The organism is Exiguobacterium sp. PHA03 (genome assembly GCF_041945985.1).
Lineage (GTDB): Bacteria > Bacillota > Bacilli > Exiguobacteriales > Exiguobacteriaceae > Exiguobacterium_A.
Window position 1 is genome coordinate 1,828,100 of sequence record NZ_JAUTYQ010000001.1, and the last position, 24,019, is coordinate 1,852,118.

Consider the following 24,019-nt stretch of genomic DNA (forward strand, 5'->3'; position numbering starts at 1 on the left):
GCATATGAGGGAGTGACGAAGATGTTTCAACGTGTTAAACAGTTGTTGAATGATCAAAGTCGAAGAGTTCATCGTTATGAAAAAATCGTAACGACGATCAATAGCTTAGAACGAGAAATGGAGCAAACATCTGATGAAGCGTTACGGGAGTTGACGATTTCGTTGCGGGAACGGCTACGAAACGGAGAACGGATTGATGCAATCTCACCAATGGCATTTGCGCTTGTTCGAGAAGCGAGTAAACGGACGCTCGGCTTACGACACTACGATGTGCAGCTCATGGGCGGACTCGCACTACTGGAAGGACAAATCGCCGAAATGGCGACAGGTGAAGGAAAGACGCTCGTCGCTTCACTCGCGAGCTTCACCCAAGCGTTATATGGAAAAGGCGTTCACGTCATTACCGTCAATAAGTATCTAGCACGACGCGATGCTGAACAAATCGGTCAGATCCACCGTTTTTTAGGATTGCAGGTCGGAATCAATTCCGCTGAAGCAACGTTTGAGGAAAAACGGATTGCCTACGCAGCAGATATTACATACGGTGTCGGGACTGAATTCGGATTCGATTACCTGCGGGATCATCTGATCATGGAGCCGACGGAACGTCTGCAACGTCCCCTGCACTTCGCCTTAATCGACGAAGTCGATAGCATTTTAATCGATGAAGCGAAAACGCCACTCATCATGGCGGAACGAGACAGTGTCCACGAAGGATTACAACAACTCGTCCGTCATGTCGTCCAGACGTTTGAAGACGAGCGGGATTATACGTTTGATGAAGAAATCAAAGCCGTCGCCTTGACCGATCATGGCATCGAAACAATCGAAGAGGCGTTTGCGATTGATCATCTGTTTGCCGCCGAGCATTCCGTCCTCTTCCATTACGTCATTCAAGCCTTACGTGCCCATGTCGTTCTCAAACGAGATGTCGATTATATCATCAAGGATCAAAAAATCGCGCTCGTCGACCTCTTCACAGGTCGTCTGATGGAAGGACGCAGTCTATCCGATGGTTTACACCAAGCCCTTGAAGCAAAAGAAGGGGTTCCGGTCACGGAAGAGAACCGGACGACCGCCCAAATCACGATCCAACATTACTTCCGTCTCTATCATCAGGTAGCTGGAATGACCGGTACGGCGGCGACGTCACGGGAAGAATTTCAAAAGACGTACGGTATGGACGTCGTGACGATTCCATCGAACCGCCCGAAAATTCGGATCGATGCAGAGGACGTCGTCTTTGCAACACGCGACGAAAAGCTAGAAGCCATCGCGCTGGCAACAAAATCGGCACACGTCACGGAACGACCGGTTTTGATCGGGACTTCATCGATTGAACAGTCCTTGCGCGTCGCGAAGACACTTGATGCGCACGGACTCACCTACGAGATCCTGAACGCTAAAACCGTCGATCAGGAAGTCCGGATCATTGCGGCTGCCGGACAAGCTGGTCGAATCACGATCGCGACCAATATGGCAGGTCGCGGAACGGATATTTTACTCGATGAAGCGGCACGACAACAAGGCGGCTTGTTCGTCATCGGTACCGAACGCCATGAATCGATCCGGATCGACAACCAGTTGCGTGGTCGGGCAGGTCGCCAGGGTGATCCTGGATTGACGCAGTTTTATCTTTCGCTCGAAGATGAACTGCCACGCCGTTTCGCGCGTGATCGCCTCGAACGTGTGCAACAAAAAGTACGAAATACTTCCGGTCCGCTCACTTCGCGTGACGTCCGGGATCTATTGCAGTTCGCTCAGTCGACATGTGAATCTGTCAACCGAAGTGTTCGGGATGAACTCGTTCAGCTCGAAGAAGTCATCAGTGAACAACGGCAAGCGATCTATCATCTCCGGAACAGAATCGTTGATGCGACGTCACTCGAGGATATCGTTCAGCCATTTGCAGGACGTGTCTTGCCGTCGATCCTCGACCAAACACTCTCTGACGATCTCGTTCCAGAAGAATGGCCACTGGCTCTCGTCATGACAGAACTCGAGCAACTGTTACATCAACCAGTCACTTTAGAACGACTGGAGACGATCGACGAGATGAAACGACAACTCGAGCCGCTGATTGCTGAAACCGAAGTTCTACTCGTTGCCCATGTCACAGCTGAAAAAGAGACCGTTAAACGTTTCATCCTCCTTGCACTGGACGAGCAATGGACGCGCCACCTGACGGCGATGAACACTTTAAAAGAAGGGATTCATCTCCGCAGTTACGGACAAGAACAACCGGTCCGCATCTTCGAACGGGAAGGCATGGATTATTTTGAATATGCCATTGCAAGTTTCGAGAAACAGGTCCTTTCAGGCATCTGCCGCGCCGAACAGACACACGATAGCGAAGGAGAACTGCACCATGCACACGTCGAATGAAGTGTTCCGTCCCCCGCTCTACTTCACGGAGGACATGCCGATCGTCAAGGAAGATGAATACGTCTTTCGTCACGTCGTGAAACAACTGCCTGATCTAGAAGCCAATCAGATGGCAATCCATCTGTTTCAAGTCTTATCACACCGTCCGCTTCATGTCATCGCCTTGTTCCAAAACACGTTGTCTCGGTCGTTCCACCTGAATGACCTCGTCGTCCTTGCTTTATCCGGTGATGAACTTGTTGCTCGTAAAGTTCTCAGTATCGAGGAGGTCCCGGTCATCCTTCCGATGGCGACGTTACCGCTCTGGTTGACGTTTGAAGAAGACGAATGTTTCGTCGACCTCGAACAGTTGACGGAGCCGCTACAACTCGTCTTCTCAAGCGAGACTCTGACGGAGCTCTTCATCGAAGACGACTCCACGGAACTCGAGCAACGGATGATCCGCCAAGTCGCTTATTCGCATCCGACACCACCCGCAGACGGTTGGTCCCTCTTACCAGTTTCAATCACGCGCGAGCTAGACACTGTGACAGCAATCGTTCTCGTCCGTAATGCGAGCGATCAGACGCTGACACTCGAGGCGCTAACGTTTGAACTGATGGATGACGAAACGCCAATCGCAGATGTCACCCATCCCGGACTCTCCTTACCCGCTTATAGTCAACAAGCGATCCGTCTCCGTTTTTCCTGCACTGCCCCGCACGTCGATGCTCTCGGACTTCGCTATCTCCCACCTTCTTCATAAAAAAACGTCTCGGCACACAAGATGCCGAGACGTTTTCCTTATCCTTTTAAGAGTCCGATGACACGGACGTTGATTGCTTTGGGTTGGAACGCGAGCATGTTTTCCATGTCTTGCGCGATTCGTTCTTGGACTTTTCCAGCTGTCTTGATGATCGACATGCCGTATTTGATATGCACAGATAAACTGACCGTGATGTCGCCGCCGACATCTTCGACTTTTACAAGTTTGACCATCTGTTTTTCCTGTAATTTCGAATCGTCTGCTGTAAAGGCAATGCCTTCTGTTTCTTGAACGGCTACACCTGCGATGACCTCGATGACTTGTTGCGAGACGTTCACGACACCATCCGCATTATTTAAATTATATGACATACCTTCCACGCCCTTCGTCTAGTAATCCATCTATCTAAAGTGTAATGCATTCCGCGTTATTTTGAAAGGTCTTCCCGCTTCTCGACGATTGGACGAATGTCGATCTCAATCAAAGGACGGAGGACACGGACGACGAGCGGGTGTATGATGATGCCAACGATTAGTAAGGCGACGCCAATCATGATCAGTAAGGCAAGCCATGCTTGCGGAACGAACGCATCCGTTACGTATTGGCGCCACGCCATGACGAAGAAGACGTGAAGCAAGTAGACATAGAGACTGAGTTCCCCTGCTCGCGTGATGAGCGGCAAACGACGCATTGGAATTAACATCATGAAACCGAGCGAAGCCGCAATCGATAAGAGGTAGATGACGCTATGCTTGAGTACACCAACCCACGCGTCACTATCATATTGTTCGACATATGGGAAACGATGCTTGAACGCATTTGCAAAGTCGACAATCTCTTTCGGCGTATCACGCCATGCTTCGAATAACAGGAAGCCCATGACGGCTGCGAACGTGATACCACCAATCAAACGGACGTTCATCCGCCGCTTGAAATTCTTCGGCATCTCGAAAATCCGGATGAACTCGTGCTCCGATAGATAGTTCCCGAGTAAGAAATACGGATAGAACATGATCAACTTGCGAAGTGCTAAGAAGCCCGTGTTCTCAAGCTCGAACCCATATAACAAAGCGAACGCGAGACCAAACCAGACATATCCTCGCAAGCGGACAACATACGGCGTTACGATATACCAGACGACCATAACGAACAGATACCAAAGTGCCCAATACGGACGTAGTAGATGTGTTCCGATATTTTCCCCGGACAACAGTGGTAGTCCTTCTCCAAGTGTCGCCCAAGAACCAATTAAAATTTGCCAGACACAATAGACGGCAAATAATTGGATGACGCGTAAGTATTTATTTTCGCGGAAGAAATAACCGCTTAAGATAATGAATAATGGCATATGAAACGAGTAAATTAATAGATAGACCGTCTCGAGCAACTTTCCGTCATAATCAAACCGTAAATCCGTCAGCATGTGACCGATGACGACGAAAATGACAAGAAAACCTTTGATATTATCAAACCAAGGATTCCGATTCATGTTACACTACCCCTTATACTCCCTCGAAAGGAACGAATGTTTATGAAAAAGACACTCCTGATTCTATCCATCGTCTTGAACGTCGTTCTCCTTGCATTGTTACTGGGACGTAAACCGCTCGAAACCTTCGGAAGCGTCTTACCTGCAAAGAGTACGACTCCAGTCACGACATTCCAATACGATAAGAACCCGAACTATGTCCGTTTGAATAGTCTATTCCATACTTATCAATACCCAAAATCAGCGAACGCTGTCATGTTAGGTGACTCGATGACGAATTTTGCCGATTGGCGCATCTTGATGGAGGATCCGACAATCATTAATTTCGGGATTCCTGGCGATACGACAGAAGGCTTTTTGACTCGCCTCGACTTGATTCTCGAGATGAAACCAAAACGCGTCTTCTTGATGGGTGGCATTAATGACATCCGTCACTATACGCCGATTCCACAAATTACTGAGAACATGACGACGATCGTGACGACACTTCGAAAAAATAACATCGACGTCGTCCTCCAGTCAACCGTTCCTGTGGCTCCAAAATATTCAGACTCTGTCCGAATCAATCGTGATGTCGAAGCGTTGAACCGAAATTTACAAAATCTCGCTCAATCGCTTAAAATCCCATTCGTCGACTTGAGACCTGTCTTGACGAACAAACAAGGGTATCTTCAGAATCGCTTGACGTATGATGGATTACACCTCGTCGGTGGGGGTTACCTGCGCTGGAGTGATGCCTTAAAACCTTATGCGTTGCAAGCAAACATAACAGCAAACAAATAAGCGATGGCGCATTAAAAAAACGGCTCATCCCGGCAATCGGGATGAGCCGTTTTTCGATTCTTAGTCTTCTTGGTTTTTAACACCCATATAAGCTGCAACGCTTGATGCTGAGAAAACAGCAACAGCAACGATTCCGACAGCGATCCAGATAACCTGATCCATCATTTCTTCATATCCTCCTTTATGTAACCGCTCACTTCTACATTTAGCGTACACGAATTTCGTCAAGAAAGAAACACATTTTCCATGTCTAATGACTAGACGATTCGGGAAAAAGTAACTATAGTAGAAGGACAACTATAAATTGTCAGAAAATTCGATTATTTAACAAGGAGGTGTTTCTGATGGCCACTTCATTGCTTACGCCGAAAGTGACGTTACGACATCGAAGTACTCTCAACTTTGGATATTGGCTTGTCATCGGATGCATAGGATGGGTGATGCTTGCCCTCGTCACGAATGTTGGTACCGTTCTTGGTCGTCTTCCTTTATATGAAAGCATTCCCCTCGCGATCCTTGTACTTGGGCTCACAGGTATCGTACTAAAAATGGCGCGTGACGAGTGGTGGATTCATTATCTTGAACGTCAGACCCAGTATTATATCGGACATGAGACCGTCACCAGTTGGTGCACGACGATCGATAGCATGTGGCTGATTCGTAAGACGATGCGTCGTGAACTTCGCCTACTTTACCGGCAGCTCGCTCAGACGAAGGCATCGGAAGAAGTGAAACAGATCCTTGCCCTTCAGCTTGTCGAACGTGGCGTGCTCATCGTCTACTCCCGTCCAAAAAGTGATCATCCCGCTTGAAGCGAAAAGAGGACTGCCCCATTACCTTCTAGAAGAGAAGCAGATGGGACAGTCCTTTTTTAGTGTTTTAACCAATCGGTTGCTGCTTCGATTGTCGGCATGACAAGTTGGTGTCCGTAGTTCGACCATGTGACATCGACTGATGCACCAGCCTCCTTCAAGAGTGCTGACAACTCTTCTGTTTCCTGAGCGGGACAGATTGGATCATTACTACCGGCGCCGATGAACACACGAACGTTTGATAAGTCCGGTAACGTCACACCGCGACGTGGTACCATCGGATGCAGTAAGATGGCTTGTTTAAATAGTGCTTCTTCAAACAACATGTTCGCTGCGATGTTGGCTCCGTTCGAATAACCGACCGGAATGAGGCGATCGAGTGCGAAGTCACGTTCCGCTGCTTGTTCCTGTAAAAATTGAATCAATCGTGCTGTCCGTAAAGCGAGATCTTCTTCATCGAAGACGCCTTCTGCGAGCCGTTTGAAGAAACGTGGCATCCCGTTTTCCGAGACTTCTCCACGGACAGACAAGTAACCGGCTTCCGGGTCAAGCAGCGAGACGAGTCCGACGAGGTCTTGTTCCGTTCCGCCTGTGCCGTGTAAGAGTAAAAAGATCGGTGCATCCATTGTTTTTGGCGCTTGATATAAATGAATCATATGAGTCTCCCCTTCGGTACTGTAATAGGTGTTACGTGATTCGTGATCGCGGTGCGATGCGCTTCAAATTGTTCCGGCAACTTCAAGCCTTCTCCAAGCATCTCGAAGTCTTCATCGATCGCGAACCCTGGATTGTCAGTTGCGATTTCATGGAGGATGCGTCCACGGTCATGGAAATAGATCGACGTAAAGTAATTACGATCTTTTACTTCAGTCGTCTGCAAACCGAACGCGTTGATCGCCTTCATCCAGTCGAGTTGTTCCTCTTGATCGGTTGCGCGCCAGGCGATGTGGTGAACGGTTCCCGTACCCGGACGACCAACCGGCATCTGACCATGGACGACATCAATGACATTTCCAAACTCCCCTTCCGCAATGTACCGGTCAACGGTCTCCGTCCGTTTACTGAGGGTGAGCCCCAATGTATCGGTCAGTAATTTGGCTGTGTCTGATGGATCTCGCGACAGTAATGTCGCTCCCGCAAATCCTTTGATGGCGACGTCACGCGTGACACCGTCGATTTCATAGCGACTGCCTCGTCCCGCCTTGCGTTCGACGAGCTCGATTTGAAGACCATGTGGATCTTCGAACGCGATCTGTTGCTCTCCGAAACGAACTGTTTCTTCAAACGAGACGTTCTTTTGCGTCAGCCGTGCTTTCCAGAAATCCGATGCACCGACCGGAATCGCATAAGCTGTCGTTCCGACCTGTCCGGCACCGACCTGTCCTCTCGCCATGCCTTTAAATGGGAAGAACGTGATGATCGTTCCGGGTGCACCAGACTCGTTTCCAAAATAAAAATGGTACGTCCCTGGATCATCGAAGTTGACCGTTTTTTTGACGAACCGTAGTCCGAGAATCGTCCCGTAAAAATCAAGATTTTCTTGAGGATCGCCGACCATTGCTGAGATGTGATGGATACCTTGCGTTTTCATAGAATAGGTCCCTCCTTCAATCGTTACTGTTAACACAATAATAGTAACTAATGAACAAAAAGTAAAATAATTAGACTTGTTTCCATTTTCCCTGGAACCTTTACCCAATTTTGACCGTAGGACACTATGTAACAATGGTACACTTGTCGTGCAACAGACATCTTTATAAGGAGGTTCTTATGTTAGAAATCAAACACATCACGAAGCGTTTCGGCGATTTCACTGCCGTTGATGCGTTGACGATCGAAGTGCCACGCGGACAAATCTTTGGTTTGCTTGGTGCGAACGGTGCCGGCAAGACAACGACGTTCCGGATGCTACTCGGTCTACTCCAACCGACCGAAGGTTCGATCACATGGAACGGAGAACGCATTCCGACTTCAAAGATTGGATATCTTCCGGAAGAACGCGGATTGTATCCGAAAGTCCGAGTCGACGAACAACTCTTATTTCTTGCTGAACTCCGAGATATGAAACGGAAGGATGCAAAACGAGCACTGACCGAATGGCTCGAGTATTTCCAAATTCCTCAATATGAAAAAATGCGTGTCGAACAACTCTCAAAAGGAAACCAACAAAAAATCCAGTTGATCTCCGCCGTCCTACATAAACCTGAACTGCTGATTTTAGATGAACCATTTAGCGGACTCGATCCAGTCAATGCGGAACAATTAAAACGTGCCGTTAAAAAATTGACCGTCGATGGAACGACGATCGTCTTCTCGAGTCACCGAATGGATCATGTCGAAGAACTCTGCGAGCATGTTGCGATTCTCGATCATGGTAAGCCCGTCGTCGCTGGTTATCTTCCTGATATCAAGGCGAGCTATGGGAAGACCCGTGTCCTCTTGACGACGGATGCCCCACCGCTCCTATGGGATAGCTTACCGGGTGTCCTTCAAGTTGAGTCGGACAATAATGGACATGTCGTCCAAGTTTCTTCAAAAGAAACCGCTGACCAACTTCTCCAACATATCGTCAGTGAAGGACACCATGTTGATCGTTTCGTCTGGGATCAATTATCCTTGCAGGATATCTTCATCGAGGAGGTCGGAAAACGTTATGAACCGTAAATTCCTGACTTTATATCGCTTCAATCTATTACAGAAACTACGTGCCAAAAGCTTTTTGATCTCAACTGTTCTGATGGTCCTGTTTCTCGTCGGCTTCGGCAATATCGAACGGATTCTCGACTGGTTCTCGGGTGACGATCCGAAAGTCGCCCTCGTCAGTGAATTATCGACAGACCTTCGCCCTGCCTTGAAAAAGGCTGGTGTCACCTCAGACATCACACCGAAGGAGTATACGGTCGCAGAAGCACGTAAAGCGGTCGATCGAGGCACGTTTGACGTCGTAGCGATTGTCCAAGATTCTTATGACGTGACGCTCGTTAGTGCTAGTCCTGAATCCGAGTTACAGACACAAGTCGCGACGGTCGTCAAACAAGTCCGTGATCAAGCGGTCATCACGGATGCGAAGATTGACCCGAACGTTCTTGCGTCACTCGCTAAACCCGTTCCCGTCAAACAAGAGTTGACGTCGACAGGTGGAAAAAGTGAAGACGAACTCTTTGCTGCCTCCGCGCTCGTTTATGTATTGTTGTTTTTGATGTACTTCACGATCGCGATCTACGGTGGAATGATCGTCACGGAAATCGCGAATGAAAAATCATCACGGGTCATGGAGTTGCTGATCTCTGCGGCGAGTCCGATCCAGCACATGCTCGCGAAGATTCTTTCAATCGCTACCGTCAGTCTCGTACAATTGTCGATTCTCGTCGGTGTCGGCTACTACAGTGCTCAAAGTAGCAGTTTATTCAATCAGTTATCACTCGATTCCTTAAGTGCCCGAACAATCATTTATCTGTTCGTTTTCTTCTTGCTCGGATACTTTCTGTACGCGACGCTTCTTGCGGCACTTGGTTCGCTCGTCAGTCGGGTCGAGGATGCGCAGCAAGTGACGTTACCGGTCATCTTGTTGATCGTCGCCGCCTTCATGATCTCAATGTTCAGTCTGAACGCACCAACGAACCAAGCCGTCGTCGTCTTGTCATTCGTTCCGTTCTTCACACCGATGGTCATGTTCCTGCGCGTCATGTTGACCGATGTACCGCTATGGCAAGTTTCGATTTCCCTCATTTTAATGCTGATCAGCATTTCGCTCGCCTTATTTGTCGGAACGAAATTCTACCGTGGTGGTGTTCTGTTCTACGGATCGAATCCGCTTAAACAATTACGCCGGATCTTAAGCGGACGCCGGTAACAGTTTACAAGACGAATCGTTTCCGCTATCGTTAGGTGAGAAAAAGCCTTTAGGAGGAACTACGTTATGCGGTCTCGTTTTTGGGCAGCGATCCTTTTCACAGCTGCTGCCATGGTCTCGTCACTTGTCATGTTCACGAAATTCCCGCAAGCGAGTGCGACATGGGAACTCGTCATTGCCTACGGAGGCATGGCGTTCGTCTCTAGCCTCTTTTGCTGGTCCTTCGTCGCGGTGCGCCGCCAGTCTTCCCGTTTATACGGTAGCTGGGTTGGTGTCTTCATCGCCGGATTGACTGTCTTACTTGTCTGTCTCGCGCGATTCGTCTTGCGTGGTGATGTGATGATGATTTTCAAGTGGCAAGCGATGCTTGGTAGCTTAACTCTCAATTTCGGCTATGTCGGTTGGGTACTCGTCATTGCGAATGCGATCATCGGTTTCATCATCGGTCGGACACGTCAAAAGACGCGTCGTCCACGTCCGATGCCACAACGTCAATAAAAAAGTCGCTGTCTTCTGAACGTCAATCAGAAGATAGCGACTTTTTTTCATTTTCGGTGATAACGAGAGCGGCTTTTCCGGTCGCTATAATCCGCATAATAAGTCGAACTGGACAAAGAAATCCCGTCCGTCATACGATCGAGGTATTCATCCAGTTGCATCATCGATGGTAATTTATCCTCAAATAACTCATACGTCTCTTCAGCTTGATCGCGTTGCAACTCTCCTGCTTCCATGACGGCTTCGACGAGCTCATGAAAGATCCGTTGCTCGGTAGCACTCATCGTCTGCTCGATCCGTTTGACATCCTCATCATACATTAAATCAAATAGACGCATTCGCTCCTCGAGCTGTTCCTCGACCCACGTTCCGTCTTGTCCGAGCGTCTGTTCATAAGCAAGCTTCATCTCTTCGAGCGGTGTGTTCTGTTGCATGATGAACTTTAACGACTCTCCCGTCCAGATATGCCGTGCCAAATAACTGGCATCGATGTTCAAGACGTCCGCTAATGCTTCGATGTAGGGTTTAGTTGGATAGACTTCGCTGAGTTCCGTCCGACGGATGAAATACGGTGCGACACCGAGGCGTTCAGCCAATTGTTCGATCGTAATCCCGGCACGCTCTCGTAAGATACGGATCCGGTCACCGTAACCCCGATATGGTGAATGGTCTAGCATACGATTCCCTCCCTTGTTCCTATGGTATCATCATACCCTTGAATCCGGTGTCGGATACATCGAACTTTTGGATGAATTCCGGAACAGATGGCGTGGGTAGCGTAACCAAATCGGTAAGACACTTAAGAAGTATCCGATCGTGACGATACTGATCCAAAATGCGGCTAAGTTGAGGAATGATCCGACCTGTAGTCCGGCTCGGGTCACGACGACTTGGAACAATAAGAAAGCATGAAAAACCGAGATCAGGTACGGAATGAGTAAGACCGCACCATACTTCATGAGCAAGTAACGGCGGATATTCCCGGAACCGAACCCTAACGCAAACAATGTCTTCATTCGTTTTTGTTCTTGTTCCGCTGTCATCTGCATCCACACATGCAGGAAACTTGCATTGATGACGAACAACCAGATCGTCAGGAGGATGACGACGAACGTGACGAGGCGCACGATCCGGATGCCGTCGATCTCATCCTCCGTCTCATTGATCAACTGATAAGGAACCGACTGTTTTTCATCTAGCTTTGCTGCAGACTGGATGTTGCGGACAATCTTCATCCACTGTTCCCAGTCCTTTGTTCCGTAATCATGATAGGCTGGCGTATCAAAGACGACGATTTGACGGACAGGTTGCTTCAGTGTTTGAAAGACGGCATCACTGACGACGAACATCGTCTCGATCCGGTAATTGTAACCGAAGACTAAATCATGGGAAGCAGCGGGAAGCAATTCAAAGTCGGCTTTTTCCATCGCCTGTTTCGCTTTTTTCATCGTCGGCGTGTTCTCTTCCAGTTGTACTGGACGTGCCGGTACGAAGAAACTCTGTCGACCGGTCGCTGTCCGCTCCTGAAAATGCAGTTGACGCATCATCTTGTTGTACGCTGAAATCGGCAAAAGCACCCGTGTTCCATCTGCCTTCACTTGAATATCTTGCTGGTAGCGATCCGGGAACGCCTTGGTCATCGTCTGCTTGATATCCTTCAATCGTTTCGTCGGCTGAGCGGACTCTTCATAATAGACGAGACCGAATTGGTTTTGTGACGATAAATCGAGTCCGACCAATTGAAATAAGAAAACGAGACCGACTGCTGTCAGCGCACACGACGTCAAAATCGTCCCGAGAGCAATCAACGTACTATTCGTACGAAGTTGATTGGCGATTTCCGAGACGATCAGCTTCCGAAGCGACAGACGACGAGGACGGTATAATTGGGTCAACCACGGTAAGACATACCGGCAAATGAAGAACGATCCGATGAAGATGACGAGGGGAAATACGATGTAAAATTCGTACATCCGAATGAATGCGAGCGTATACCCGTAGATCAGAGTCAACAAAGCAATGACTTGTATCAGAATCCAGATCCGTCGTCGAAACGGAGACCGTAATCGAACCGGTCGGTCGGGACGAAAGCGATAGATCGCGAGAACGGTTGCCGTCAGTAAGACGATGAGGGCACCACCAATCAAGGCGAGGATTGCATAAAATGATAACTCGAATTCAATCGGTGGCAAGAACATGACCTTAACGACAGAGAGTAATAACATCTTCGTCAAGACGTTTCCAAGCACTAGTCCTGCCGTAATCGCAAATCCACCGACGATCAAGACCTCAATCAAAAAATATTTTAAGAAATGCGATAGTCCACTGCCGAGTGTTCGCATCGTCCGCAAATCATTCTTACGGTGCTCAAGCATCGTGTATGTCGTCGAATAAATGAACAGGACACTAAAGAGTAAGATGATCAGCTCCGCGGTGAAGACGAAGAAAATCGTCAGCTCGATGACCTGGTTCAATTGACTCAATACCTTGGCGACATTTTGGAACGATCTATTCGTCAACAAGTTCCAATAACTCGTCACGATTGTCATCGCGATAATAATTGTCAAGGCGTAACCGTAGTACAACCGCTGATAGCGGCGGATGTTACGTAGGGCGTATTGCAGATAATTGATGCTCATCCCCTCCTAATAACGATAATGATTCGATGACCCGTTGGAAAAAGATACGTCGTGGCTCATCACGGAATAATTCCGTCTGAATGCTACCGTCTTTGAGAAACAAGACATGATTACAGTACGATGCGACTTGCGGATCATGCGTCACGATGACCATCGTCATCCCGGTCGCATTCAACTCGGCTAGGACGTCCATGACATGTTTCGTCGATTGAAAATCGAGTGCTCCGGTTGGTTCATCCGCGAGTATCAGACGCGGGGTATGGATCAAGGCACGACCGATTGCCGTTCGTTGTCGTTGTCCGCCACTTACCTCATCGACCTGTTTATCGAGCAGATCGTCAATCTGTAGACGACGTGCCAACTCTTCCATCTCTTCCCGCGCAAGCTTCGCCTTTTTCCCCGACAGCATCAACGGAACGAGCATGTTTTCACCGAGTGTCAACGAGTCGAGTAGATTGAATTCCTGAAAGATGATCCCGAGCGTCTCGCGCCGAAAACGTGTCATCTCTTTTCGCTTGAACGTTGCTGTATCGACGCCATCGATCAGAATCGATCCCCAGCTCGGTTCGTCAAGTGTCGCAAGCAAGTTGATCAGTGTCGATTTGCCACTACCGGACGGTCCCATGACGGCAACCATCTCACCTTCCTCCACCCGAAAGTTCAAATCGGTCAACGGTTGCTCCGTCACCTTTCCGGGATAGACCTTCCCCAATTGTTTGACTTCAATCATGTGCACGACCTCCTACTAATCGAATCCGGCATGTCGTGCCGACATCTTCTTCACTCTCGAGTTCGATCTCGTGCCCGAGCTTCAAGCAAACTTGTTGGACGAAATACAAGCCCATCCCGGTCGATTCCCCGTAGCGGCGCCCATTCTCACCCGTGAAGAACGCATTAAAGACACGCGGCACATCTCGTTTCGGAATTCCGACACCATCGTCTTGAATCGACAAGACGACCTGCCCCTTTGTCACCTCTGCCGTCAGAACGACTTCTCGACCATGCCCCGTTGTATACTTGATCGCGTTCGTCACGAGCTGTAAGACGAGGAAACGAAACCACTTTGCATCCGTATAGACATACACGTCCTCGGCGATGTCGAGTTTCGGGTAGACCTGGTTTTTGACGAACAATCGTTTTTCTTGATTGATGATGCTCGTCACGAGCGGCTTCAATACCAGTCGTTCCGCCTTCAAGTCTGTCTCGATTGCTTCTAAACGTGACGAATAGAGCATCTGATCGAGTCCACTGCGTAACCGATCAACCTCTTGACGTAAATCCGCTTGATAGTGTTCCCCTGGATGTTCGAGGATCAGTTCGATGACAGATAATGGTGTCTTCATCTGATGAATCCATTGATCGACATACCGATGTCGTTCCTTTTCTTTTCGTCGCTCAGCAAACAGGCTATTGCGAAACAATGTCTGTTGCCGCTCTAAAAATTGTTCGACGGCAACGGAAATCGGTTCTTCGCTATCACTACGAATCGGTTCTGCGACTGACTGGACCGGTTGTTGCATCCGTCGTAACAGCGGAAGCATGCTGAAGAAACGATAGCTGAGATAAATCAAGAGACCGATGCTGTTCAAGAGGACGATGTAAAAAAATGCTGCCGGACGATAGAGGTCGTAGAGCCATAAAATAGCGTATAAAATAAGCATCTGTCCGGTAAAGAAGATGGTACCCGGTATCACGTGCCGTAAAAAAAGCTTCATGGCTCAAGAACCAGTTTATAGCCGACACCTCGAACCGTCTCTAGACCAGCAACTCCGATTTCTGCAAGTCGTTTACGGACACGGGTGATATTTACGTTCAATGTATTCTCATCGACAAATGCTTCGTCATCCCAAATCCGTTCGAGTAAGTCACCCCGACTAACGATTCGTGGACTTGCCGTCAGCAGCATCTCAAGGATCAGCCCTTCTTTTTTCGACAGCTCGATCGACTGTTCCCCGTACTCGACGATATAACGGTCTAAGTACAGTGTGACACCCTCTTTCGTCACCGTCCGCTCATCCGCCTCGTTCGACAACGTGCCATACGCCCGGCGAATCTGACTTTTAATCTTCGCGATGACGACCGCTCCTTGGAACGGTTTGACGATATAGTCATCAGCACCATATTCGAGTGCCATGACTTGATCCATCTCGCCGACACGTGCCGAGATAAAGAGAATCGGTGCCCGTGTCTTCATCCGTAATTGCCGACACCAATAGAAACCGTCGAACTTCGGTAAATTAACGTCTAATAAAATGACATCAGGATTCGTTTCCTCGTAGGTCGCGATGACATCCCCTCGTCCATCCTCGACGACGACCTTAAAATCATAACGTTCGAGTAGTTCCTTTAATAATGTCGCGATTTTCACATCATCTTCGACTAATAAAATCGTATGCATCGTTCACGTCAACTCCTTCTGTTTCTATCATAACGAACTCAAAAAGGACTGGAAACGATTATTCCGTTTCCAGTTCTGTGTATCCGTATTTAGTTCATCCCGTCACGATGCGGCGGTAAGCACGAACCGTGACGATATAGTAGATCAGATAGACGATCGTATAGCAAACAATCGCAAGTAATGTCGGACGGACGATATTGTAGTTCAACAGTTTCTGCAGGACTTGCATCGCAACTAGACTATGAACGAGTCCGAGGACATACGGTAAAGAGAAGACGAATCCGACGAGGCGACGGATGATACCCGTTTGTTCCTTTTCATCGACACCAATCTTTTGAATGATCGCAAACCGTTGTTTCGATTCTTCTGCTTCCGCGAGCATCTTAAAGTAGATGATTGAACCTGTCGCAAGCAAGAAGACGAGACCGAGGAAGCCGGCAGCAAACGCGAGTAAGCCGGTCGTTGCCGTCGTCATCGTATAGACCGGATAGTACGCTGCCATTTCTGTATCCGCTTGTTTTCCATACAGTTGCGTTAATTGCTTTATCAGTCCATCGTCATGACGTTCATCCGAAAACTGATAATTCGTCAGCATAAAACCTTTTTCCGGCATCTTTGCAAACGCATCGTCGTTTACGACGAAGGCAAGCCGCTGTTTCTCATAAAGTTGAGCGATTGGTAAATTCGTCGCAGCGGTGATGCGAAAGGAATCATGGACATCCTTGATTTTGACACCGACCGGCGATTTGACTTTCATCTTCAACAAATCGTTTCCTTTAAATGTTTCAAGGACGATTGCTTCGCCTCGCTTTGGTTCTTTAATGACCGTTTGACCGTTTGCTTTCGCAAGCTTCACGTAATCCGAGTAATTGACGTAACTAAATTGCCCTGGCTGATCTTCGTAAGCATAGGTTTGATAATAGCGTGTGAACGTCAGCGGGTTCGGAAGCTCAGTCATCTTGTGATCGACGTTCTTGACGTTGACCATCGTCCGGCTGTCGATCTTCTGGTCGGACTTTGCAATCAGCTGTTCCGCTTCCGCTTGTTTACTCGCAATCGACAGACTGTACGGGACTTGCTCCTCGACAGTCTGATCGATGAAGTAATAGATCGATGTCGCTGTACCGACTGTCGTTAATGTCACGGCAGTAATGACCGTGATCGTCGACAGCATGACAGCGTTCGATTTGATTCGTGACAGCAATTGTCCGTGCAGAATCAAATTCGTTCCTTTGAAATGTCGCGCTTGATTACTTAAGAGGCGTAATAAGAAGATTGTGAAGTAACTCATCGTTCCAAATGTCCCGAGGATCACACACAGCATCAAGAGCGGTGCGACAATCGTAAAGTGATCCATCAACGGTTGTCCCGTCAAATAGTAACCGATACCAATCAAAACGACCGAAAGCACGGCTAGGATCGGATGGACTTTCGGAAGGGATTCCGCTTGTTGCTCTGCCTTGAACAATTCAATCAATGTAAAACGATAGATCGTCCGGGCTGAACGTAAGGCAATGATCAGGAAAATCAAAAGGAAGACGCCGATCGTCTGCACGACGGAAGCTCCGCTGATCGTAAAGGTCGCATCGACTCGCATCGCCATGACGGAAGCCAGCAACTGTACGAAATATTTCGATGCGACTGTTCCGATCGCAATCCCGAGGATTAGACCAATCACTCCATACCCCATCGTCTCAAGGAAGATCAGTCGGGCGATCTGTCCCCGCTCTAAACCGAGCAACGCGTAGAGACCGATTTCCTGCTTACGGCGGCGTAAGAAGAAGTCACTTGAATACCAGATGAAGATAGCAGAGAAAAGCGCTAGAATAACACTCGCTCCAGTAAAGACCGTTCCTAATTTTCCGTACAATTCATTCGCCTGAAGCATCGCTTCGTTTGATCGAATCGCGAGGAACGTGTAGTAAATGAGAATCGCGAACGTGACCGCACCGAGGTACATCACGTTTTGACGGATGTTTTTTAGATTTTGAAACGCCAGTTTAGACAAACTCACGGACGGCACCTCCGAGTTCGCGTTGGACTTCCATGATCTGCTCGAAAAAATCCTTCTGTGAACCGAAGCGATGGACTTCCTTGAACAGCTCTCCATCCTTGACGAACAGAATTCGTTCTGCATAAGACGCCGTCATCGGGTCGTGTGTCACCATTAAAATCGTCGCGCCTTCGTCGTTTAGTGACTGCATCGCTTCAAGCAATCCTGTCGCTGACTTTGAATCAAGCGCACCGGTCGGTTCATCCGCTAAGATGAGTGACGGATCATGAATGATCGCACGGGCGGCAGCCGTCCGTTGTTTTTGTCCTCCCGATAGTTCGACCGGACGTTTATCGAGTAGGTCCTGGATACCGAGTTGATGCGCCACACGATCGACACGCTCTAAGATCATCTTTTTATCGACGTTCGCGAGTGAGAGTGGTAAGGCAATGTTTTCCCGGACCGTCATTGTATCGAGGAGATTGAAATCCTGGAAGATGAAGCCAAGTTGTTCCCGGCGAAAGCGAGCCAATTGTTTTTCCCTCATCGCCGTCACGTCTGCTCCATTGATTAAAATCGATCCGTCCGTCGGCTGATCGATTGTCGACAGCAGATTAAGCAACGTCGATTTCCCGGCACCGGACGGTCCCATGATACTGACGAATTCCCCTTCATGGACACTGAGCGTCGTCGGACGTAGTGCTTCGTGGCGTGCCGTTTTCGTTTGATAGGTTTTTGTGATCTGTTCTGCTCGTAAGATTGCTTTCATCTGTAATGCCTCCTGTGTTTGATTCGTTACACTCAGTCTAGTCCTTCCATGCTTTTCTCAAAATGGACTTTACTTTCACTTCTCTTACAAAACGGTAAGACAAGGGAGGAGACATCAAAAAAGCCCCCATCCGTAAGGGATGGAGGCGTGTCGTATCTTATTTATGTGTTGCTTTGAAGAGCTCTGTGTCGCCTGCGACAACAGAAGTTCCTTCAGCTGGTACAGCTGAAAGCGTGAATTGATCGTGATTTGTCACGATGATCGGTGTGATCGTCGATGGTGCGTTTGCACGGATGTACTCGAGATCGAACTCGACGAGGACGTCTCCTGCTTTGACTTTGTCACCTGACTGGACGTGAGCCGTGAAGCCTTCGCCTTTGAGGTTAACCGTATCAAGACCAACGTGGATCAAGAGTTCAAGACCATCTTCACCTTTTAGACCGATTGCGTGTTTTGTCGGGAAAATCGTTTCAACCGTTGCGTTGATCGGTGAAACAACTTTACCTTCTGTTGGCTCGATCGCGACACCGTCGCCCATCATTTTTTGAGAGAAAACTTGATCGGGTACGTTCTCGATGTTGACGATTTTACCTGTAAGTGCAGAAGCAATTTTCGTGTTTCCTGCGTCGTTACCACCAAACAATTTTTTTAAGAATCCCATGATACTATCCCTCTACTTTCTCGATCGTTTTTCTTCCGAATGGAAGTTTCGATTTTTTATAGGAGTAAGCTGTTAGACAGCTCGCTCACGTTCTCACAAAAAGCATACGTTTGTCCCTCTGGTTTTGCAAGTATTTTTGTGTGATAATAGTTAGAAATCAAAAGGAGGCGCTTACATGTTGCCATTTTCAGAAATTACATATGTCCGTCCTGATCTTGCTTTGCTTGAAACATCGATGAATCAAGCAATCGCTCGACTAACGGAAGCCACACAGGTAGATGAAGCAAACGCAGCCATCACTGAGATTAATACCCTCAGAAATCAATTTGAAACGGCAAGCCAGCTCGTCGAAATCCGTCATACGATTGATACACGCGATACGTTCTATGAGACGGAACAAGGGTTCTTTGATGAAGCAAGCGCAATCTATCAGGGATATGTCTCAAGCTATTATCAAGCGTTGACGACGCATCCGCTTCGCAATGAACTCGAACGGACGCAAGGCAAACAGTTATTCCTAATCGCGGAAGCGAGCCTAAAGACGTTTTCGGAAGAGATCATTCCAAAGCTCCAAGAAGAGAACCGTCTCTCAAGCGAATATACGAAACTGATGTCTTCTGCTCAAATCGAGTTTGACGGGAAGACGCTTAACTTATCGCAGTTCGGTCCTTACCTCCAATCACCAGACCGGGCTGTTCGTAAAGCAGCTTCAGAAGCCCGCTATGGCTACTTAAAAGAGCAAGGGGGAACGATCGATACAATTTACGATAAACTCGTCCGTATCCGGACAGACATCGCAAAGACACTCGGTTTCCCATCGTTCGTCGAACTCGGATACGCACGGATGCTTCGCGTCGATTACAATCAATCGATGGTTGAACAATATCGCGAACAGATCCTTGAAACGATCGTCCCGCTCGCGACACAACTTAAAGAACGCCAGCAACGACGCATCGGTGTCGATCACTTGTACTACTACGATGAAGGATTCGCCTTCAAGTCTGGGAACGCAACACCTAAAGGCGAAGAGTCGTTCATCATCGAAGGCGGCAAAAAGATGTATGCGGAGATGTCACCGGAGACGAACGAGTTCTTCAACTACATGCTCGACCGGGAAGCACTCGATTTAACGGCGAAGCCTGGAAAAGCGGGCGGTGGGTATTGTACCTACATCGCAGACGAAAAACTCCCGTTCATCTTTTCAAACTTCAATGGAACGGCGGGCGACATCGATGTCCTGACACACGAAGTCGGACATGCGTTCCAAGTCTATGAGAGCCGTCACCTGACTGCTCCAGAAAGTGCCTTCCCGACGTATGAAGCGTGCGAGATCCATTCGATGTCGATGGAGTTCTTTGCTTATCCATGGATGGAAGAATTCTTCGGTGAAGAGACGGCGAAATACAAATTCAATCACCTCGCAGGAAGCGTCACGTTCCTTCCATACGGCGTTGCGATTGATGAGTTCCAGCACGTCATCTACAACCAACCGGAATTGACACCAGCTGAGCGTCGCGAAGCATGGCGGACGATCGAGAAGAAATATTTGCCGCATCGTGATTACGAAGCGAATGATTATCTCGATTCAGGTGCCTGGTGGCATCAGCAAGGGCACGTCTTCGGAAGTCCCTTCTACTACATCGATTACACGCTCGCTCAAGTCTGTGCCTTCCAGTTCTATGCTTGGATGGAACAGGACCGGGAAGCGGCTTGGACATCATATCTCGATCTCTGTCGTGCCGGTGGATCGGAAAGCTTCCTCACGCTCGTCGAGCGCGCTGGATTGAAGTCTCCGTTTGCACCAGGTACGGTTGAAGCAGCGGTCGCACCGGTCAAAGCGTATCTCGAACAAGCAGACGACCTCGTACTCGATCGCGTTTAATAATTATTTTTCATCAATCTAAAGTTCACGCTTACAACGAACGTTTCTGTCATCCCCGCTTTCCACAGGCGGGTGATAAACCGCGGCACCTTGTATTTCATGCGGTCTGTCGGGTCTTATCTAGCCCTGACGAAAGCGAAAATCGTGCTTTCTTTTCCTGTAGGAGTCGAGGGTGAACATTCACGTTCTCTATTTATCGAATGAAAAAAGGTGACTTTCCGGACTGGAAACTCACCTTTTTTCATTTTAAGACACATACATATTAAAATCATGAATCATAATAGACTAATTTCATTCAGATAGAAGCTTTTGATGGTACTTCACGTACCAGACTCGAAACTCGTCGGCTGGAATCGGTCTTGAATAATAGAATCCTTGCGCATACTCACAGTCAAGTACTCGCAAATGATCAGCTTGTTCAAGTTCTTCGATCCCTTCAGCGACGACGTCATACTTCAGCGTATGTGCGAGCTTGATGATCGTCTCGATGAGCGGTGCGTTCGAGCATGCATCCGGACCACTGATGAACGAACGGTCAATTTTTAGTCGCTGAATTGGCAAGCGACTCAAGTACGACAAGGAAGAATACCCTGTACCAAAGTCATCAATCGCAAGACGATACCCCATCTGATGCAACTTCTGTAACGCATCAAACACGCGTGTGTCTGAAAAGACACCGAATGATTCCGTAATTTCAAGTTCCATCCGTTGTTCGATTCCCGGATGAACCTCTCGGACATCAGTCAGATAATCGACGATCCGACCGGAGACGAGTTCTTTGACGGATAAGTTCGCTGAGACGCGTAGTACTCCGAGTTCCGTATCCTTCCACTCTTCGACTTGTCGGACCGTTTCGGCAACGACCCACATCCCGATCTCTTCAATCAACATCGATCGTTCGGCAATCGGAATGAAGATCGCCGGACTGATCATCCCCCGTTCAGGGTGGAACCAGCGCAGGAGCGCTTCACAACCATCGACCTGACCGGTCGCGAGATTGATTTGTGGTTGATAGAACAATTGTAGCTCGTTCTTTTCGATCGCGTCCCGCAGTTCTCCTTCGAGGACGACGGATTCGAGATACTCGGCACTCATCCAGGATTCGAACCAAACCGGTCCGCCTTCTGTCTGTTGCTTCGCATGCTGCATCGCGATATCAACCGAAGATAACAAGGACGTGACGGCTACTGCATCATCGGGGTACCGCACCATACTCATACTGATGCTGACATTGACATACTCTCCATCGATCTCATAGACGTGTTCGATGACTTGCTTCAATTTCTCGTAATCAACGATATCCTGTTGTGCAACCAACACGGCGAATTCGTCTCCCCCGATTCGTGCGGCTTGTCCCGTTCCGATGAAATGATGTTTGAGTCGATTGGCGAGATCTTTCAAAATCTGATCGCCTGCACCATGTCCGTAAATATCGTTGATCCGCCGGAATTGTCGAACGCTGATGGTGACGAGTTCTCCCGGCTGAGGTGCTTTCAACGCATCTGCCATCTTTTGTTCAAAGCCATTTCGGTTCAACAGTCCCGTCAACATGTCAAAGAGTGCGAGTTGTGTGATCCGTTCTTCGCGCCGGAACTGATCCGTTTCATCATGACAGGATAAGTAAAGTGCAACGCCTGTATCGTCTTCTTTGTTTGCGACATGGACGATGTTGACGAACATGTTTAAGATTTTTTCATCGAACAGCATCTTGCAACGAATCGTTTGACTATGGCCTTCCAATGATTGCTTCAACGCTCGCCGCATCCGATTCAAATCAGCCGGATGGATCAGTTCTTCGATCGTCCATCCCGCCGTCGCTTTCGTCAATTGTCGAAAGCGTTCGTTTCCGTTCACAATCGTATAGTCAGATGACATCGCAAGAATCGGATCTGTATTTTGTGAAAAGAGCGACTCGATTTCCGCTTTTTTCTGCTTGATTTCTTTTGTTTTGGCATCATTATGATCGAGCAACCCGGCGATGATGGCCGTCATCGTCCGAAACGCTTGGACGACAGGTTGAAAATCATTTCGCTCCGGTACGTCATAACCGGATTGCCGGCGGTCTTCCGCAAAGGTATTCGCTTCTCCTTTCAGTAAGGATAGATCTTGGCGAAAGGCGCGTAATAACGATAAGGTCAAAATCAACAGTCCAAGAATTAAGACACCGGTTGCACCAAAGAGAAGCCAGGCATTTCGAATGATGTGATGGCCTCGATCCTGCATTTCTTGTGCGACTTGGTTGAGTTCTTGATCGTACAGACGATACATACTCGATTCATATTCTTCCGCTTGTCCTGCCAAAGCAGCGTACGTCTCGACTTTTGGAGCACGTAATAGATCATCGAGCGTTTGTGTATAGGCAGCCATCTGTTCCCGCATTGTTGCGACATCTTGCCGTCCCGTATCGTCCTGAAGAGGAATCACATCATACAATGATTTGATGAGTGATGCCTGGCGTATCGGTAAATCAATCCGCATCTGCTGAATCCGTAATCGATCAATCGAGCTCGGTTCTTCCTTTTGACGGGCATCTTTTAAGATTTCAGCTGATTTCCCAAGTTGTTCCTCCATCAGAATCAAATTGGAGAAGACATTATAATAAGATCCCGTCTCTTTGCTCAGTACGAGTTGATTGAAGATGATTTCACTCTTGAAATTCGCCATCGTCGTGAAGAAGCGATGGTTCGATTCATATCCTTGTCGTTGAAGCTTCTTGACCTCCGTCAAGACTTCTTCCCGTGCCGCCCCAGTCGCTTTCATGTTCGGTAGACGATCCGTTAGTTGTTCCAATGCACGATCGGACTGTTTGGACGCTTGTAGAACATCCGTGTCCTCATTCAATGATGAAAAATAATAGCGCGTCACTTCTTGTTCAGCATGATTAAATGGTGTCACTTCAGCAATCGTTTTTCCTGATGCTTTGAAGCGATAACCTTCTTCGAGTGTTTTCATCAAATGTTGACATGCGACGATCAATGCTAATAACCCGATGATCGCAATCATCCATGAGAACGTTTTATAGTAGGAGCGTCTTCGAAAAGCTTCTACGATGAAGACTGGTGATAAACGTCGCAACACATCGTCCTCCCTAAATTGTCATTATGTTTCTATA

21 protein-coding genes are annotated in these 24,019 nt (G+C 48.2%); 8 read left to right on the plus strand and 13 right to left on the minus strand.

Going from position 1 to position 24,019, the window contains the following annotated elements:
• Positions 1-21 precede the first annotated feature (21 nt).
• Complete coding sequence (gene secA2, locus Q7C19_RS09625; RefSeq protein ID WP_375092017.1) at positions 22-2,385, plus strand: accessory Sec system translocase SecA2; 2,364 nt, start codon at positions 22-24, stop codon at positions 2,383-2,385.
• Entirely contained in the window at positions 2,369-3,130 is a 762-nt protein-coding gene (locus tag Q7C19_RS09630) for an SLAP domain-containing protein (RefSeq protein ID WP_375092018.1), read from the plus strand. Before secA2 ends, Q7C19_RS09630 begins: the two co-directional genes overlap by 17 nt.
• Positions 3,131-3,168: 38 nt before the next feature.
• Here Q7C19_RS09630 and Q7C19_RS09635 read toward each other — a convergent pair whose 3' ends face one another.
• Both Q7C19_RS09635 and Q7C19_RS09640 read right to left on the minus strand, forming a co-directional pair.
• Positions 3,169-3,501, minus strand: coding sequence for an Asp23/Gls24 family envelope stress response protein (locus Q7C19_RS09635; RefSeq protein ID WP_029342549.1), 333 nt, complete (start codon positions 3,499-3,501; stop codon positions 3,169-3,171).
• A 56-nt stretch (positions 3,502-3,557) separates the two neighbouring features.
• On the minus strand, positions 3,558-4,619 hold the full coding sequence (locus Q7C19_RS09640; protein WP_035410164.1) for an acyltransferase family protein: 1,062 nt from the start codon (positions 4,617-4,619) through the stop codon (positions 3,558-3,560).
• A gap of 42 nt (positions 4,620-4,661) precedes the next feature.
• Here Q7C19_RS09640 and Q7C19_RS09645 point away from each other — a divergent pair, with 42 nt between their 5' ends.
• A complete protein-coding gene (locus Q7C19_RS09645) occupies positions 4,662-5,402 on the plus strand; it encodes an SGNH/GDSL hydrolase family protein (RefSeq protein ID WP_035410166.1) in 741 nt (246 codons plus the stop codon).
• Between the two features lie 344 nt (positions 5,403-5,746).
• Complete coding sequence (locus tag Q7C19_RS09650; protein ID WP_035410169.1) at positions 5,747-6,214, plus strand: hypothetical protein; 468 nt, start codon at positions 5,747-5,749, stop codon at positions 6,212-6,214.
• A gap of 59 nt (positions 6,215-6,273) precedes the next feature.
• On the opposite strand, the gene Q7C19_RS09655 is transcribed toward Q7C19_RS09650, so the two are convergent.
• Both Q7C19_RS09655 and Q7C19_RS09660 read right to left on the minus strand, forming a co-directional pair.
• Positions 6,274-6,870, minus strand: a complete 597-nt coding sequence (locus tag Q7C19_RS09655) for an alpha/beta hydrolase (protein ID WP_290752535.1) — start codon at positions 6,868-6,870, stop codon at positions 6,274-6,276.
• Complete coding sequence (locus Q7C19_RS09660; RefSeq protein WP_375092019.1) at positions 6,867-7,805, minus strand: VOC family protein; 939 nt, start codon at positions 7,803-7,805, stop codon at positions 6,867-6,869. Before Q7C19_RS09660 ends, Q7C19_RS09655 begins: the two co-directional genes overlap by 4 nt.
• A gap of 179 nt (positions 7,806-7,984) precedes the next feature.
• Between Q7C19_RS09660 and Q7C19_RS09665 the strand changes: the two genes are divergently transcribed.
• The 3 genes from Q7C19_RS09665 to Q7C19_RS09675 all read left to right on the plus strand — a co-directional run bounded on the left by Q7C19_RS09665 (position 7,985) and on the right by Q7C19_RS09675 (position 10,565).
• On the plus strand, positions 7,985-8,878 hold the full coding sequence (locus tag Q7C19_RS09665) for an ABC transporter ATP-binding protein (RefSeq protein ID WP_035410178.1): 894 nt from the start codon (positions 7,985-7,987) through the stop codon (positions 8,876-8,878).
• Entirely contained in the window at positions 8,868-10,067 is a 1,200-nt protein-coding gene (locus Q7C19_RS09670; protein ID WP_035410182.1) for an ABC transporter permease, read from the plus strand. The genes Q7C19_RS09665 and Q7C19_RS09670 overlap by 11 nt, the downstream gene beginning before the upstream one ends.
• 66 nt (positions 10,068-10,133) lie before the next feature.
• Positions 10,134-10,565, plus strand: coding sequence for a hypothetical protein (locus tag Q7C19_RS09675; protein WP_035410184.1), 432 nt, complete (start codon positions 10,134-10,136; stop codon positions 10,563-10,565).
• Positions 10,566-10,612: 47 nt separating this feature from the next.
• Here Q7C19_RS09675 and Q7C19_RS09680 read toward each other — a convergent pair whose 3' ends face one another.
• From Q7C19_RS09680 to Q7C19_RS09715, 8 genes are all read right to left on the minus strand, one after another.
• Positions 10,613-11,242 (minus strand): helix-turn-helix domain-containing protein, encoded by a 630-nt coding sequence (locus Q7C19_RS09680; protein WP_035410187.1) that lies wholly within the window; start codon positions 11,240-11,242, stop codon positions 10,613-10,615.
• 30 nt (positions 11,243-11,272) lie between these two features.
• Positions 11,273-13,204, minus strand: coding sequence for an FtsX-like permease family protein (locus Q7C19_RS09685; RefSeq protein ID WP_056063129.1), 1,932 nt, complete (start codon positions 13,202-13,204; stop codon positions 11,273-11,275).
• On the minus strand, positions 13,170-13,934 hold the full coding sequence (locus Q7C19_RS09690) for an ABC transporter ATP-binding protein (RefSeq protein WP_035410192.1): 765 nt from the start codon (positions 13,932-13,934) through the stop codon (positions 13,170-13,172). Before Q7C19_RS09690 ends, Q7C19_RS09685 begins: the two co-directional genes overlap by 35 nt.
• Complete coding sequence (locus Q7C19_RS09695) at positions 13,927-14,919, minus strand: sensor histidine kinase (protein ID WP_313491326.1); 993 nt, start codon at positions 14,917-14,919, stop codon at positions 13,927-13,929. The genes Q7C19_RS09690 and Q7C19_RS09695 overlap by 8 nt, the downstream gene beginning before the upstream one ends.
• A complete protein-coding gene (locus Q7C19_RS09700) occupies positions 14,916-15,602 on the minus strand; it encodes a response regulator transcription factor (RefSeq protein WP_035410198.1) in 687 nt (228 codons plus the stop codon). The genes Q7C19_RS09695 and Q7C19_RS09700 overlap by 4 nt, the downstream gene beginning before the upstream one ends.
• 94 nt (positions 15,603-15,696) lie before the next feature.
• Positions 15,697-17,616, minus strand: a complete 1,920-nt coding sequence (locus tag Q7C19_RS09705) for an ABC transporter permease (protein WP_375092020.1) — start codon at positions 17,614-17,616, stop codon at positions 15,697-15,699.
• Complete coding sequence (locus Q7C19_RS09710) at positions 17,603-18,364, minus strand: ABC transporter ATP-binding protein (protein ID WP_375092021.1); 762 nt, start codon at positions 18,362-18,364, stop codon at positions 17,603-17,605. The genes Q7C19_RS09705 and Q7C19_RS09710 overlap by 14 nt, the downstream gene beginning before the upstream one ends.
• Before the next feature lie 157 nt (positions 18,365-18,521).
• Positions 18,522-19,025 carry a PTS sugar transporter subunit IIA gene (locus Q7C19_RS09715; protein ID WP_035410206.1) on the minus strand — a complete coding sequence of 168 codons (504 nt, stop codon included), beginning with the start codon at positions 19,023-19,025 and terminating at the stop codon, positions 18,522-18,524.
• A 178-nt stretch (positions 19,026-19,203) separates the two neighbouring features.
• Between Q7C19_RS09715 and Q7C19_RS09720 the strand changes: the two genes are divergently transcribed.
• Positions 19,204-20,907: a M3 family oligoendopeptidase gene (locus tag Q7C19_RS09720; protein ID WP_375092152.1), complete on the plus strand. Its 1,704-nt coding sequence runs from the start codon at positions 19,204-19,206 to the stop codon at positions 20,905-20,907.
• Positions 20,908-21,198: 291 nt separating this feature from the next.
• Here Q7C19_RS09720 and Q7C19_RS09725 read toward each other — a convergent pair whose 3' ends face one another.
• The gene (locus Q7C19_RS09725) at positions 21,199-23,985 is read right to left on the minus strand and encodes a putative bifunctional diguanylate cyclase/phosphodiesterase (protein ID WP_375092022.1); all 2,787 of its coding nucleotides are present in this window, start codon (positions 23,983-23,985) and stop codon (positions 21,199-21,201) included.
• Positions 23,986-24,019 lie beyond the last annotated feature (34 nt).